The following is a 15,581-nucleotide window of genomic DNA, read 5'->3' on the forward strand; positions in this document are numbered from 1 at the left end:
ATAATGTCTTTACACTATTGAAGTCACTTTTGTCACGAAAAAGGACACTTATAGATGCGATTTTTATGATAAAGTCTCATCCTTATGATTATGAGCCTCGCGGAACTCTCTCGGAGTGGTATTGAATCTCTTATCAAACTCTTTATAAAAATGAGAACGATTATTGAATCCCGACTTATAGATAATCTCCTGAATCGTGAGCTTTGTAGTTTTCAGTAACTTAGCCGCATGATGAACCCTGTAATCTTTGATAAAGTCTTTTGGAGGTAGCTGATCAAGCTCTTTAAACTTGCGATACAAATTACGAATACTGAGCTGCAGATAACTCGCCATATCTTCCGGAGAAAGTTCGGCATTATCCATATTCTCATTAATAAAGGCAATCACATTCTGCATGAAGTCCTTATCTTCTTTCTGCATAAGTTGCCCGTTTGTAAACTCATACGCACTGGCAGAAGAATTATAGTACTCTTTTAATTTATTGCGATTATCAAGCAAACGGTCTACCACAGCACACAGATAAGTCGCATTAAACGGTTTCGGTATATAGGCATCCGCTCCCGCTTCGATACCCTCTATTTTTTCTTCATTCGTATTCTTTGCCGAAAGAATGATCAATGGAATGTACATCGTATGCTTATTCTGTTTGATCTGACGGGTGAGTTCAAAGCCGTCCGTTCCCGGCATCATGATATCAGTAATAACAAGATCGGGCATCTCGGCTTTCAGGATAGCCATTCCCTTCTCGCCGTCATCAGCTGTTACTATCCGATATTTGTCAGAAAGAATCTCCTGAACTAATCCCAATATCTCTTTATTGTCATCAATAACCAATATCTTCGCTTTCATGTCATTTGGAAGTTGCTCTAACGAAACAAGCGGTACAGGTATCGTTTCATTCTCAGTTGTTTCAGACATTTCTGCCTTATCCGGCTGATGGGAAGAAACAGAGGAAATCTGTTTTCCATCTGTCAACGGAGTTAACTCCAGTTCGGGCAGACTCACAATGAACTCTGCATATTTATCAACCTCACTTTCAATATGAATTTCCCCCTTTAATAACTCAACCATACTGTGGCAAATAGCCATTCCCAAACCGTTACGGGAAGAAAGCCCTTTCACTGCATTCTCTTCTATATTATCCAATATGCTATACCGATTGAAGATCAGCTCCCTGTTTTCTTCGCGAATACCTTTTCCGGTATTGTACACCCGCAACAAGAGGTGACTATTTTCAGTCAATACTCTGATACGAATAATACCTCCCTCCGGGGTATATTTAAAAGCATTGGAAATCAAGTTATTCAGTATCTTAGACAAACATCTGAAATCCGTATTCCAGTAAATGGATTTATCGACCTCCATCTCAAACGTGACTTTGTTTTGTTCCGCCAATTCGGAGAAGGAAACTGAAAGATCATTCAGCACTTCGTTGATATTCACCTGCTGGATATTACATGTTTTATGTCCTGTCTCCATCCTTCGAAATTCGATAACTTCCTGTATCAGCGCATTCAAACGTTCTGTATTCGATTTGATAAGCCGGACATACTTCCGGGTAAATGAATCTGTATTCGGATGTGTCAGAATTCGTTCACAGGGTCCGTAAATCAAAGTCAATGGTGTACAGAACTCATGGGTGATGTTAGTAAAGAATCGTAATTTTTCTTCATATACCTCTTCTTTATGGCGCTCCTCAAGCTTCTCGGCAATGATTTTTCTTTTTCGCTCATTTCGTTGCCCTATCCAGCGGAAAACATAGAAACCAATACCAATAATCAATAAAAAATAACCGATCTTGGCATAAATACTAAAATACCAGGGAGGAAGAATAACAATGGTAATACTTTCATATTGATCTTTAGAACCATCGGTACCACTATTATAGCGTACTTTCAACACATATTTCCCAGGAGGAATACTTGTGAAATGTGCCTCGTTTGTCTGTTCGGTATTCATCCAGACATTACTGAAGTTTTCCAACAGGTATGAGTAACTGCTATTTGCCCCATTGATAAAGTCCATAGCAACAAAAGATATAGAGAAGAAATTTTGGTTGTGTTTCAATTCCAGATATCGATTCTCGCCCTCTCCTTTCATCAAATCGTTGATATTATAGTCTTCATTGAAAATACGTAAACGGGTAAAATAGATCTCGGGCACCATTTTATTTTCTGTTATGGAATCCTCTTGAAGCCATACCACTCCATTGATCCCACCAAAAAAGATAGAACCGGTGAACGGACTCTGATAATAGGCATTATCACTAAACTCAAAAACATCCAAACCTGTTTTGTAGTTATATTGACGAAAGACTTCGCTATCGGGATTGAACTGAATAATACCGGTATTGCTACTGAGCCACAAATTGCCACGGCTATCTTCTTTCATCCCATGTATCGTATTATTAGGCAAACCTTTATTTTCACTGTAACTGGTAAAAGATACACTATCTTTCTGATAACTGTCCAAACGGGTCAAACCATAGCTGGAGCCGAACCACAAACGTTGTTTACTATCCTTCAGAATACAAAGAATATCATCAATAGGCGGAATACCCACTTTGTTAAACCGGATATTCTGATAACTACCTGTATACATATTGAAACGAAACGCTCCGGAACCACGTGTACCGAGCCAAAGAATAGAATCATTCTCGGCATACATCGAATAAATCTGTATATCAAAACGCTTACCTCTTACCTCTGAGAGAAAAGCCTTGCTATCCTTGACAATAGGTTTATTGCCCTTCCACTCCACCGACAGTTTTAACAATCCTTTGTCTGCTCCTACCCATAAAACAGAATCACTGGCTTCATAAATGGTATGTACATACCGGGCATCGGAAATACGATGTATCTTCTGATCATCATAAGAATAATAACTGATTCCAGGTCCATCGGAACAAATCCAAAGAATATTTTTCCGGCTCAGTGAAAAAGCGAAAACAGAATTATTAGCCAGTCCATCCTGCATCGTATACTGAATGACATTGGAAGAAGAATATTCTTTTGCCATGCGATAGTTCTTGATGCAGATTACTCCATTATCTTTTGTTCCAAGCCAGAGGTTTTCGTCTTTATCTGTCTGAATAGCACGAACCGGGCGTTTTTTCTTGATAGGAAGCTGATTCAAAGTTATGTTACAGAAAGTATAAGCATCTTTTGTATAAGCAAACACACCTTGCCCATCAGTACCAATCCAGATTATATTCTGTAATTCGTCTTTCCACAACGAAAAAACGCCACAATTTATATCAATCTTTTCACTTCTATAACCTTCCTTTGCAATAAGCCGGAACAAACCGTTGGTCTTAAAACCAATCAGAATATCATCATCATCAAAAATGATGGTAGAGATTATGCCGTTCTGGTTGACAAGTTCAGAGATATTCGCGATATACTCTGCCTTCCCCCTATTCACTGTATATAAATCACGCTTGAGATCAACAAAAGCGAAACGCCCCCCATTATAACAGAAGTTTATTATCTCTGCCGAATGAGTGAGACCGGGATGTCTCACAATCCGCGGCGTCTTTTCATTTTTGAAGTCGACAGTAAACTTCCTGACTTTGCCTTGTAGTGTAATCCAGATAGTATCATTGTCATCAATGGTAAAATTGTGAGCATATAAGTTCGTTATGTCCTCGCCAACAGAGATATCTATGAACCTTTTATTCACCTCATCATAAAACGAGATGAATCCCTGTTTACCTAATACAAAAAGATGATCTTTGCTGTCCTTTGCTATAAAATAACTATCACGAAACTCATCATAAGATTCTTCTATGCTGTTTTTCTTACGGGAGAGTTTATTCAGTCCCCACTTTGTATTTACCCATAAACACTGGTCTTTTGTTTCAATTATTTCTCTTATTACATTGCTCGAAAGACTCTTTTGGCTATTGACATGTGGTTTATAGACATAAATATCCCGGCCATCATACATATTCAACCCATCATAAGTACCCACCCACAGAAAACGCTCGCTATCTTGAAACAGACAGATAACAGAACTATTGGAAAGACCATCCCGATTGGTTATCTGTTTAAGATTATGAGAATAGGAAAAGAGTGCAACTAAAGAGAATATTCCTATCAAAAAACTCCTGATTCTTGTTTCCATATTATCCTACATAAGGTTAAATTCAATTCATAGTAAAACACAATTTTCTTCAAGCAGTAATCATCTAATATACATTAATACTTTATCACCTGTACAAAAGGCTCTTTTACATTACAAAGAAAACAAAAAAGCAGGGATTGACAAAAAGAAAAGAGTATGAAATGATATCTTTAGAGAGCTATTACTCATAAGAATCAGTAGCTGATCAGATAAATAGTACTCTGTGAAACTTTGTGTTACTCTGTGGTGAGTTCATATCTGTACGGTTTTGAGCTTAATGGCGTTTGTCATTGCCATCAGTCTCTTTCTCCGGTATTGATAAAGCTCTATCCCGTAGAGTAACGTAGGAAGCCTCGGTGGGTAACATTGTTTTAGATGTACATGTAAAGCAGTACGACATGTGCATGTGGGACAGCACGACATGTGCATCTCATGCTGCTTTACATGTACATCTAAAACAAGACTACTCACCGGGGAAAAGGGACGTTCCTTTCTAAGAAAAACAAAGTACAACACCGAACAAGGGGATCGATACCGTCTATGGATACTTCCGCTACCGAAAAGATTGGGCCATAAGCTTCGTCACTGATCGGTTTTGAATGTATTTCACCACAGAGTAACACGGAGTTCCACAGAGTTTAAATCTTTATTGAAACGCAGATGATCGCAGATTTTCGCAAAGGGAAACAAATGTATGATATAGAACTACAGTCTTTTAATCTGCGTTCATTTGTGTTAATTCGCGTTTTATCAGATAAATAGTACTCTGTGGAACCTGTGCTACTCTGTGGTGAGTTTTGCTCATTTCCGATCAAAAAAGTAATTTCGCTGAATAAAAATCATTATCTGTCTGTATATGTATCACATGCAATCCCGACAAAGAAAGTTGCTTCTCATAAACTCCACTAAAATATTGATCTTTCCATACTGATCTTCCTACGGAATCATAGATACAAATACTCCCGCCACTCCCATTTTTCACTACAACTTTTAATCTTTTATCTTCTATGGTTACAGAATATGGCTTCAGATCGGAAAGCACATTTTCCAAGCCAACCGAAGTATCCGAAAGTAACTGGAATTTAGATAGCTCCAGATTATAATTATCCCGGCGTCCCAATTCTTCCAGGCGGAAGTATTTGTAGGATTTCATCCGGTTTGCGGCATACTTATCAAAAAGCTTTGCCAGCTTCCCGCTACGTTCCAGATTGCTTATCATTTCATAAAGCATAATACCACTAAGATGGATGGATGAGTCGGTGATAGTATTCTCCGGAAGTTCGGCCCAATTATGTCCGAAAGTTAAATTATCTCCTTTCAACATGGCAGCGTGATAACAAGACAGACCATTTTCAAGAAAGAAGCTGGTAAACTCTTCTTCTGTCTCTTCATCCAGTACATTGTCTGTAATCATCTGAGCCAGATAACGCATAAAGATACCTTTGAATAACCCACCGTCACCAGAGTTTTCTCCTTTCAAAACACCAAAAGCAGAGAAGCGTTTCCGATCATTTACTACATATTTAGCGGTAGTCAGTGCAGAATAATAGTACTTTTTATCCTGAGTAATGTTATACAATTCCAAACAGCCTCCTAACCAAGTACCTTGATTATAAGTCAGGAGCATTCCCTCGTTATAGTTACCATAACCATCCCAAACACCCCCATATTCGTTGACCAGCGATACTGACATCCAATCATAAATTTTTGTAGCGAAGTCCAGATATTCCTGTTTACCGGTTTCTCTGTAAAGACGAGCAGCCAGAATCATAGCAGGGCCATTGGAGCAGGCATTCTTAGAATTCGGGCTATTTTTCTCCCACATCACACCTCCACCATGCACATCGGTCCATCCCCCTTTTATGTAGTCATAAAGTTCGGTCGTTACATCCATCCACTTCTGTTCCTTCGTAGTCTGATAAGCTCTTAATGCAGCAATGGCCATCCATTCCATATCATCGTAGAAACTATTCCACCAGGCATCTTTTTTTGAAGTATTATTTCGAGGAACACCAATATAGAGTTGATTCATCTTCAACTGATAAGCTTGTAATTCACCACGTGAACCGCCAACTTCCACCCTACGTTGATAACCATCTACCAAGGCATCCAGAGCATGGGCCATCCACCAGTAATTAAACCCGGTATGAGGCGGAATACTATTCTTTTGCAAATAATATTGTTTGGTGTTATCCCAGTAACGGGTATTCAAAGCCTCATGAGACAATTTAGCAAGGTCATACCAGTCAAGTACTTTTCGATTAAGATCGGTCAATGAAAACTCCATTGAGGAATGTGGAACATTAAAGAAGTTCCGGTTAGTCTGCCTGTCTAAAACATCCCACTGCTCACCATCGTTAGAAGCTTTCAAGACCCAGCTACGCGGAGCATTCCCATTGGTTCCCGTACAGATACGATAACTCTTTAACTGGATAGCAGACGGTAATTCATACTGAATATACCCACCATTGACAGAACGAAAAACAACTCCCTGATTCATATCATCCGAAACCAGATTTTCCAGTTTTCCTTCTGACGGCGAATATGAAGAACTAATAGTAGCTTCGCTGAGATCTACCAGCTGATCATTACTAACCTGAAAACCCAAAAGCTGTAGTTCCGATAGTGCTAAAGACTCTCCGCCATTCACTTCAGTTATACTGATACGCCACCACTGGCGGGCAAGTTCTCTTCCAACAGAAAAGTATTTAGCGGTATAAGCATCTGCAAAAGTCTCAGCATTCACTCCTTGTACCGCCCTCCCCCAATTTTGTCCGTCCTCCGAACATTTTAAGTTCCAGGACTTCGGGTCATTTTCTCTCCCTGTATTAGCATTCACAAGATTAACTCCCGTAACAACCAAAGGAACCGGAGAATAAAAATCAATAGACCAGGCTCCGTCAAACTTATCAAGTGTATAAACCGTAGTCAGTGAATTATCAATCAGATGGCTTATCAGGTTCTGATCTCCATAATTGACCGTTATATTCAGATTCAAATCTGTCAGGTCATTATAGGCAACCACTTCCTGTGCCTGTAAGTTCAAGCAAGGAAACACACAGCAGGCAAGACCGCATACCGTTCGTGTAATAATCGATTTTATATACATATAGATGTTGTTATAAATAGATTTAAAAATAAAAATATCGTTCCACAACCAAAGAATGGTTTCTGCGGTTATAATCACAGAAAAGTCCTCACTTAATGGCTGTGGAACGGTACTTTACTTTTTAGAGTCTGAGAAAATAAGAGTTTGTTTAAATTTTCCTCTCAAAAGAATGCTGAGGAAAATTTAAACAGGCTCTAAGCTTTCCGCATTATTTTCTGATCAAGACTTTGTTTGTCTGACTCCCACTGTCATTAGTAGTTACAACAACATATAAACCAGCTTGTACAGGAACATTGCCAGAAGTGGCAACAGTGCCCTGAGCTACCATTGTACCGGTAGTTGTATAGACTTTATATACCGTAGTTTCCTGAGCAGAGATAGCAATAGCTCCATCCTGAGCAGACACTACTGTATTATTCTCGTTGGCAACAGGAGTTGTGATTCCAACACCAGGACCGGAATTCGGGAATCTTTCAGGTGTCTGCTCTGAGTTCAAAAACTGTAACTGCACAAACTGAATATCACCTCCACCGTTAATGGCAGTAATATCTAACTTGAAATCCCAATATTGTTTACCTTCAGCAATATCAACATAAAAACGATAACAAGTATAGCGGGCACTTGGAAGCGGAGCAAATGAATATTTATTAATTTGTTCCCAAGCCAACGGGTTACCATTGTCATCATATTGACGACCATACAAGGTAAATTCTGTCGGGATACGTTCAAAGTTTCCATAACCGGTAGTCATTGTAAATGACTTAATATCCAAAGGTTCTGAATATGATTCTGCTGTAGTAAATTCCAAAGACATTGTCTTGGTACCTGTCTGACAGAATTTTGTTGCCCAGTTATCATCAAACAGATTCTTAACTTCCTCATTTTTAATACCGTTTACTGAGCTTGTCCAAATCAATGCACCCTCTTCCGGAACAGCTTCGGTATAATCCTTCGGATATCCCGAGCTTTTTGCCGTATCAGTATCTTTACCGGTAGGTACACCAAAAAGTTGAAACTCCTTAATGTCAATAACCCCTTCTCCACTGGCTACTAATTTAAAGAGATTAGTTCCGGTAGCAGCTAAGGCATTCAAAGTTGCACGATAAACACTTCCATTCTCTGCAGCGACAAAACCAATGCCTGTAGACTCCCAGGTAGCTCCGTCGTCATAAGAAGCCTGTACACTCCAGCTTGTCACATCACCTGTATTTTCATCACCGGGAGTCACTAAAGCACCCGTAACAGCAATATTGGGAGAAGCGGTATCAACAATCTTTATAATCATCTCCAAATCATCAGCATTTACCTTTAATGAAGTATTTTCATTATTGTCAATTGCTTTATAAACTTCTTCTTTAGAAACACCATCAATTGTTACTGCAGCCTCATCGGTATAGTCCCACTCCAAACAGAACGTTTCATCTTTAGGTTCGGGAATAGATAACTCTGACTCAGTGGCTGTAAAATAATCCAAATTAGCAGCATAACCACCATAAGCTCCGACTTCGATACGGTTGGTACCTGCCTTCAGATAAACCTGGGTAACAATAGTTGCCGGATTCCCTTTTGTTCCGTTCCAACTTGTATCTTCAGATTTTTCAGAGAACTGGACAATACTCTTTTTCTGTTTGTTTACTTTAATATAGCATTTTCTATTCGTATCCGTACCAAAATAAACAATTGACAGGTCATAAGTACCATCAGCCGGTACATCAGTCAACTCAAAAGCAATGGCGTTATTACTTGCCATATTAGCCACAATAGAACCACCTGAAGCCGTTGTCTCTTCCGCCGGAGTATCAACTTTAACAGCCGTTCCCGAATGATAAAAATCAAATGCATCTTCTGCTTCTACTTTCACTTCGTAAGCAAATGTACTGAAAGCTGTAAACATCAGCATACCGCCTAATGTTAATCCTTTCCTCCAAAAATCAAGATAGTTTTTCTTCATAATAGCAAATTTTATAAGTCAATATATAAAGAGTCTCCTCCTTACAGGAAAGAGGCTCCGTTACTTCTTTATTTATTCAGTTACACTCAGTTTTACAGAGTGGAAATAAGACTCCGATTCGGGTTGAAGCATTACCCGGATATCAACCAACTGAGCCTCATAAGAGAGATTGAACTTAAAGGTATATTCTCCGATAGTAGCTGTCGGATCTACCATGTCCATCGTCCAGTAATCCAGCGCTGTAGTTTCTGTAGGGTTTTCTGCCGGCGGAGTTTTATTATAACTACCGAATGGCACAACTATTTCGTTTCCATCTTTATCCGTTTCTATCATCTGGAATTTGTACATCTGACTTTTTCCTCTACCGAATTTTACCCATTGCAATTCGTAGTTTGTCAATTCCCAGGTAGAGTTACCAACAAATGTAAGCGGTTCCAAAGTATTGTCTACCCACCAAAGATTGAAAGACTTAACCTCATTTATAGTACAGGTTGCTTTGGTAAAGTTCAGTACAACATGGTAAATCTTATTGTTACCTTCAATCGTTCCATTATCATCTTCTACCAGGTCAGTGCCATCAGCTCTGAAGCTACGTATATCTCCCTCTTTGGCATTTACAAAAGAATATGTACCATTGCCCAGTTTCATAAAACCTTCGTACTCACTATCTGTAGTCTGTTTCAGAGGAATTGCACCGGCAATATCGCTCTGCCCTGTAGCTTCACCATATACAAATATCGCTTTGGGAGTTTCGGCAAATCCTCCCTGACGGGTTACTTTTATTGTACGTACTGTAGAATTGACATGTTCCACCAATCCGGTGATGGCACGTACACGCCAATAGATCTCACCAGTTTGTAAAGGACGTATCCCTGTCCGCTCTGCAACTATATTCATTTGTTGTTGCGACAGCTGAACAACATTGGCATAACCCAGTTTGTCCGGTGTTATAGTCATTGAAGGAGTATCAAAGTTCTTATCCTTACCGGCAAATTGTACTTCATAAAAGACCGTTGTACCATCCGAAGCTTTTGCGCGATCCCAAGACAAATCTACATATTCTCCCGGATCAGTATCCGTGTAAGAAATAGTAACTTCCAAATCAGGAGTTAATACCTGAAAATCGCCAATAGTAACAGGTGTTGTTTCATCCTCCGAACAACTCACAGCCAAACAGCTGCACAATAATAATCCTAAATTTTTAAAACTGAATATATTTTTCATAACTGTACTCTTTGGTATTTATTAGTCAATAGCCTGCCATCCCGGATTCTGTACCAGACGCTTATTCTTATAAATTTCGCTCTGTGGGATAGGCCATAAATAGTATTTGAAATCATGAGGACGATCTTCTGTCTTTATCACCTGATAGAACAAAGGACGGGTGGCGGAAATATTCAGCCCATAAATACATTTGTCCGTTTCTTCCATTATCTTCCAGCGACGTACATCATAGAAGCGATGATTTTCAAAAGCCAATTCGATGCGACGTTCCCGACGAATCAACTCTCTGATGGCTTCTTTCTCTTTTGATTTCAGCATGATAAATTCAGGACCATCACCATACCCCGGAAGGCCCGCACGTTCACGAACTTTATTCACATACTTCAAAACCTCATCCACATCTCTCGCTTCACATTCATTGAGAGCTTCGGCATAATTCAGATAAATCTCTGCCAAACGGAAAAGAGCCTGTTGCCGATTGGACACATTCTGACTATTTTTCCAGTCTACCGAAGGATTACTGTATTTTCGAAGAATATATCCGGTTGTAGAATAGTTACGAGTTTTACCTGTATGTCCTGTATTTCCTCCAAAATAAAGTTCGCAGGTTGCTGCATTCTTTGTAGCTACCCATTTACTGTTGTCAAAACAGATAGATACATAAAAACGCGATTCACGATTCACATACATATTGGAAGTTCCTTTAGGAGCATAACCTATTGTTGTGGCACAAGTTCCTTCAGTAGTGTAGTCAGGATCCTTGTCTGCATAAGGTTCATCTGCGATAGGCAAGCCTTTAGACGTAAAATAGTCATCCACAATATTCTGGGTAGGGTCCCAGCCAGACCATCCGTTACAGAACCGGGGAGCATTTGCCTCAAAAGACCAGAAAGAACAGTTGTTACGTGCCCAGATTATCTCATTATTCCATCCTGTCAGGAAAAGCTGTTGATACGAGGCATATGGGTCAATACTACCGTCTTCTTTATTTTCCGTATACAGAGCAAAACGATCTGTATAACGGTCAATAAAGGCTTTCGCCGCTTTAGCTGCATCTTGCCATTTTTTATCACTATACGTCTGATTTACCAACTGGTTGCCATCCTGATCTTTGAAATTAGCATAATCAGTGTTACCATTATACAGAGGGCTGGCAGCATAAAGCAACAGACGAGACTGAATAGCCCGTGCCGCAGTTATAGTAGCACGACCATAGTCTGTAGATTCTTCATACCAATCAGGCAAACCTTCATTACATGCTTTCTCCAGTTCATTATAAATATACTGTACACACTCATCCACACTACTACGCGGAATACTCATTTCATCAATAGAACCATCTACGTCTACCTCTACTTCAGGCATAATTACAAACGGGCCATACCAACGGAAAATGCAAAAGTAATAGTAAGCACGCAAGAAACGGGCTTCTGCCTTATATTGTGCTTTCAGTTTGTCGGTAATGTTAACATCCTGACACATATCTATATGAGAGATAAAAGTGGCAGCCGTACGAATGGCCTTATAATAACCACCCCATTTCTGTCTCCATCCTTTTGAAGGACTCATACCTCCCTCATTGATAGAGTTCTCCTCATATTCAGCCCAGGGAAAATCCATCTCATCACAAATAGCAGCACAACCGTCGGTTGGGTCCCACTCCCGTGGAAGAGTGGCATAGGCTGTATTTAGAAACTCTTCTGCTCCTTTACGTGTTTTGAATATTTCTTCCAGAGATATCACATTATCGGGCACAATATCCAGGTAATCGCCACAAGAAGTCATCAATGCCCCTGAACCTGCTAATAAACAAGCTATAATATATCTTTTCATCTTCATATCTTTTGTTTTATTTAAAATTGGAATGACAAACCTAAACTATAGGTACTGATATTAGGATATTTAGTACCGGTACCGTTACCAAGTTCCGGATCCCACATATCAAAGCCAGAGATAGTGAAAACATTGGTAGCGAGTACATAAAAACGTAAATTAGAAATATGCCACTTACTGGTTATTGTTTTAGGAATCGTATAGCCGAAGTCTAATGTTTTCAAACGAAGGAATGCACCATTTTTAATCCAGTGATCGCTTGTTGCATAGTTCTGATTTGTTCCGCTTATCGCCAAACGGGGATAAAGGGCATCTTGTCTTGGATTATTTTCCGTCCAACGGTCAGTGATGTTAGAGAAAAGATTACCTCTGGCGGTAGCATTCTCAAAAGGAACAAAGTCTGTACCATTCATAAAAATATCACAGCTACCTACACCCTGGAAGAACGCACCTAAAGAGAATCCTTTCCATTCGGCAGTAGTACCAAAACCATATACGATATTCGGAACGGTACCTTTGCCAATATAAGTTTTGTCATAATCATCAATAACATTATCGCCATTCAAATCACGATATTTCAGATCACCAGCCATTACAGGTTCTACCGTTTTCGCTACATCCGGATTATTGATATCATCGTCTGTATAGAAGCCATCACAGATATATCCTAAACGCTGACCAACAGAAGTTCCACGACTCTCCATCCATGGATAAGGTTTGGAAGGAGTATCGTCTTCAATGATCTTATTCTTGTTATAACTCAGATTTCCTTTTACTCCCCAGATAAAGTCACCGAATCTCTTATTAAAATCGGCATTCACCTCAAAACCTTTATTCTCTACAATACCCAGGTTACCGGTAACAACTACATTAATTCCGGCTGTTGCAGGTATAGACTGACGCTGTATAAAGATATCTTCACGTCTTTCTTTAAACACATCAAAGTTTAAAGTAAGATCCCCCCGGAACAACTCCAAGTCCAATCCGAGGTTGGCTTTTGTAGAAACTTCCCATCCCACATTTACGGCATACTTGGAAACATCTTTTCCTCCCGTCACACCATACGTATTATTAGGAAGTCCAAACTGATATACATTACTGGAAGAACTCATTTCGGACAAAAAACCAAAACGATAAGTGGTATCACCTATTTTAATCTGGTCACTACCTACCTGACCATAAGAAGCACGTATTTTCAACAAACTGATAACATCTGAAACCGGTTCAAACCAAGGCTCATTGGAAGCAACCCAACCGGCACCAAATGAAGGAAAGAAACCATAACGTTTACCCGGAGTAAAGTTCTCAGAACCATTATAACCAAAGTTCACTTCTGCCATATAGCGATCTTTGAACGAATAAGTAGCACGCCCGGCCAAACCCTGTGAACGATAAGGCAGTGAGTAAGTCAAAGAATTCGAGTTCAAATCCGAACGGTCACTTCTATTGAAAAGAAGCATACCGGTAACAGTGTGGGCATCAGCAAAGGTTCTATTATAATTCAGAGCCGCTTCCATATAATATTTACGCTGGTTTTTATCCGTACCCCGTTCCAGCTTTAAATACTCATCAACAGAGTTACCTTGCTGTACAATAATTAATTCCCCATTCTCATCACGAGAATCAGCCCAGTATGTATTATAACTACGCGTTCTGTTCAGGTATGTTTTGTTCTCAATATCATAAGCAAACATACCCTTGAAAGATAATCCTTTTGTGATGAAATCCAATTTTTGTTCCAGACTCAAATCAGCCATTACCTTACTGTGAGTCGTACTTCTATATCCTTTCTTAGTCAATTCAGCAAGTGGATTCATCAAACCACCACCGGTAGAAAGAAACGGAACTCTATCACCCGGATAAATTACAGGCATCTGAATAGCCGGAATCCGGAATACAGCAGAAAAGATATCGTCAGACTTCACATAAGGTGAGTTCTTATCCGCCATATTTCCTTTAATGTTAAGTTTGAGGTTTGTAGTAGGGGTCACCTTCATATTCAAACTGGAGTTAAAGTTATAACGGGAGTATTTTATCTCCGACTTATAATCCTGCATATTGTCTACCTTAAACAAACCTGCTTCGTCATAATAAGACAGAGATACATAGTACTGAACATTTTCAGAACCGCCATTTACATTGACAGAAACACGTTGGTTATGCCCCCAATCATTAAAAATCTGATCATACCAATCTACATTCGGATATAAATAAGGATCCAAACCAGAAGCAGTCATTCCGATCTTTTCTGCAGAAAACAGAGGATCTTTACCACGGGTTGTAGCAGCTTCATTGGCGCATTGCATATAAGTAATACCATCGGCCAACTCCGGTAACTTAGTAAAACGGGTGAAACCATAAGTATATTCCGCACGAATACGAGGTTTACCGATTTCACCATTTTTCGTTGTAATAATGATAACACCGTTTGCACCACGTACACCATATACAGCCGTAGCAGAAGCATCTTTCAAAATAGAGAAGGATTCGATATCTTCCGGATTCAAGTCATCCATGGAACGCTCTACACCGTCTACCAGAATCAAAGGAGACGTACCTCCTAAAGTAGCAATACCACGTACCCAAATATTCGCAGCATCATTTCCCGGTTCACCGGTCTGTTGTAATCCTACAATACCTGAAACACGGCCAGCCAAAACAGTAGAAAGATTGGCTACGGGCTGTTTCAATTCGGACACAACTTTAATACCCGACTGTGCCCCAATCGTAGAGATCTTTTTCTGCGTACCATAACCTACCACAACAACTTCATTCAACTCCTGGGCATTTTCTTTCAGAGTAATAACCATAGGCTGCTGTGCAGTGACAGTGACCTCTTGCGGAACATATCCCAAATAAGTTACATTTAATACGGAACCGATATTGGCATCCAGTGTGAAATTACCATTAAAGTCAGTAATAGTACCAATGGTAGTCCCTTTAATAAGAACATTTGCACCAATAATCGCCTCTTGATTATTGTCGACAATCTGACCTGTCACCTTGATTTTCTGTTGTGCATTCAATATTCCCATGTTCAATAGAAACAACATAAGAAGCAGATGCTTCAATTTTAATTTGATATCCATAAATTTAAAGTTATATTGTAAGGTGTTAATATTATTCACACGAGTTATTTATATAAAATAAGAACTCAAAAAAATAATAATATGATAGCATCCGGAAGCTAACTGGAATTGTCTTTCATAGCACATTTTTTAGTTTTAACCGTCACAAATATAAAGCAAGTTGCAGACACCCAAGCTCCATCCTATGCCAAAAATGTCCTCTGATAACAGACGCATTATTGGAGACACTTTTTGCACTATTGGAGACAAG

The 15,581-nt window shown here is 39.4% G+C and carries 6 protein-coding genes; all 6 read right to left on the reverse strand.

Annotated features, from left to right (window positions below; genetic code table 11):
- Window positions 1-63: 63 nt before the first annotated feature.
- On the reverse strand, window positions 64-4,125 hold the full coding sequence (locus QX565_RS13405; RefSeq protein WP_044094795.1) for a hybrid sensor histidine kinase/response regulator transcription factor: 4,062 nt from the start codon (window positions 4,123-4,125) through the stop codon (window positions 64-66).
- Between the two features lie 811 nt (window positions 4,126-4,936).
- A complete protein-coding gene (locus QX565_RS13410) occupies window positions 4,937-7,234 on the reverse strand; it encodes a glycoside hydrolase family 76 protein (RefSeq protein ID WP_122201514.1) in 2,298 nt (765 codons plus the stop codon).
- A 208-nt stretch (window positions 7,235-7,442) separates the two neighbouring features.
- Entirely contained in the window at window positions 7,443-9,185 is a 1,743-nt protein-coding gene (locus QX565_RS13415; RefSeq protein WP_122201427.1) for a carbohydrate-binding protein, read from the reverse strand.
- A 72-nt stretch (window positions 9,186-9,257) separates the two neighbouring features.
- Window positions 9,258-10,409, reverse strand: coding sequence for a SusE domain-containing protein (locus QX565_RS13420; protein WP_289293017.1), 1,152 nt, complete (start codon window positions 10,407-10,409; stop codon window positions 9,258-9,260).
- 21 nt (window positions 10,410-10,430) lie between these two features.
- Window positions 10,431-12,242, reverse strand: coding sequence for a RagB/SusD family nutrient uptake outer membrane protein (locus QX565_RS13425; protein ID WP_229105787.1), 1,812 nt, complete (start codon window positions 12,240-12,242; stop codon window positions 10,431-10,433).
- 20 nt (window positions 12,243-12,262) lie between these two features.
- Window positions 12,263-15,331, reverse strand: coding sequence for a SusC/RagA family TonB-linked outer membrane protein (locus tag QX565_RS13430; RefSeq protein ID WP_223381604.1), 3,069 nt, complete (start codon window positions 15,329-15,331; stop codon window positions 12,263-12,265).
- Between the last annotated feature and the right edge of the window lie 250 nt (window positions 15,332-15,581).

This window comes from Bacteroides sp. 41_26 (assembly GCF_949740115.1).
GTDB lineage: Bacteria > Bacteroidota > Bacteroidia > Bacteroidales > Bacteroidaceae > Bacteroides > Bacteroides nordii.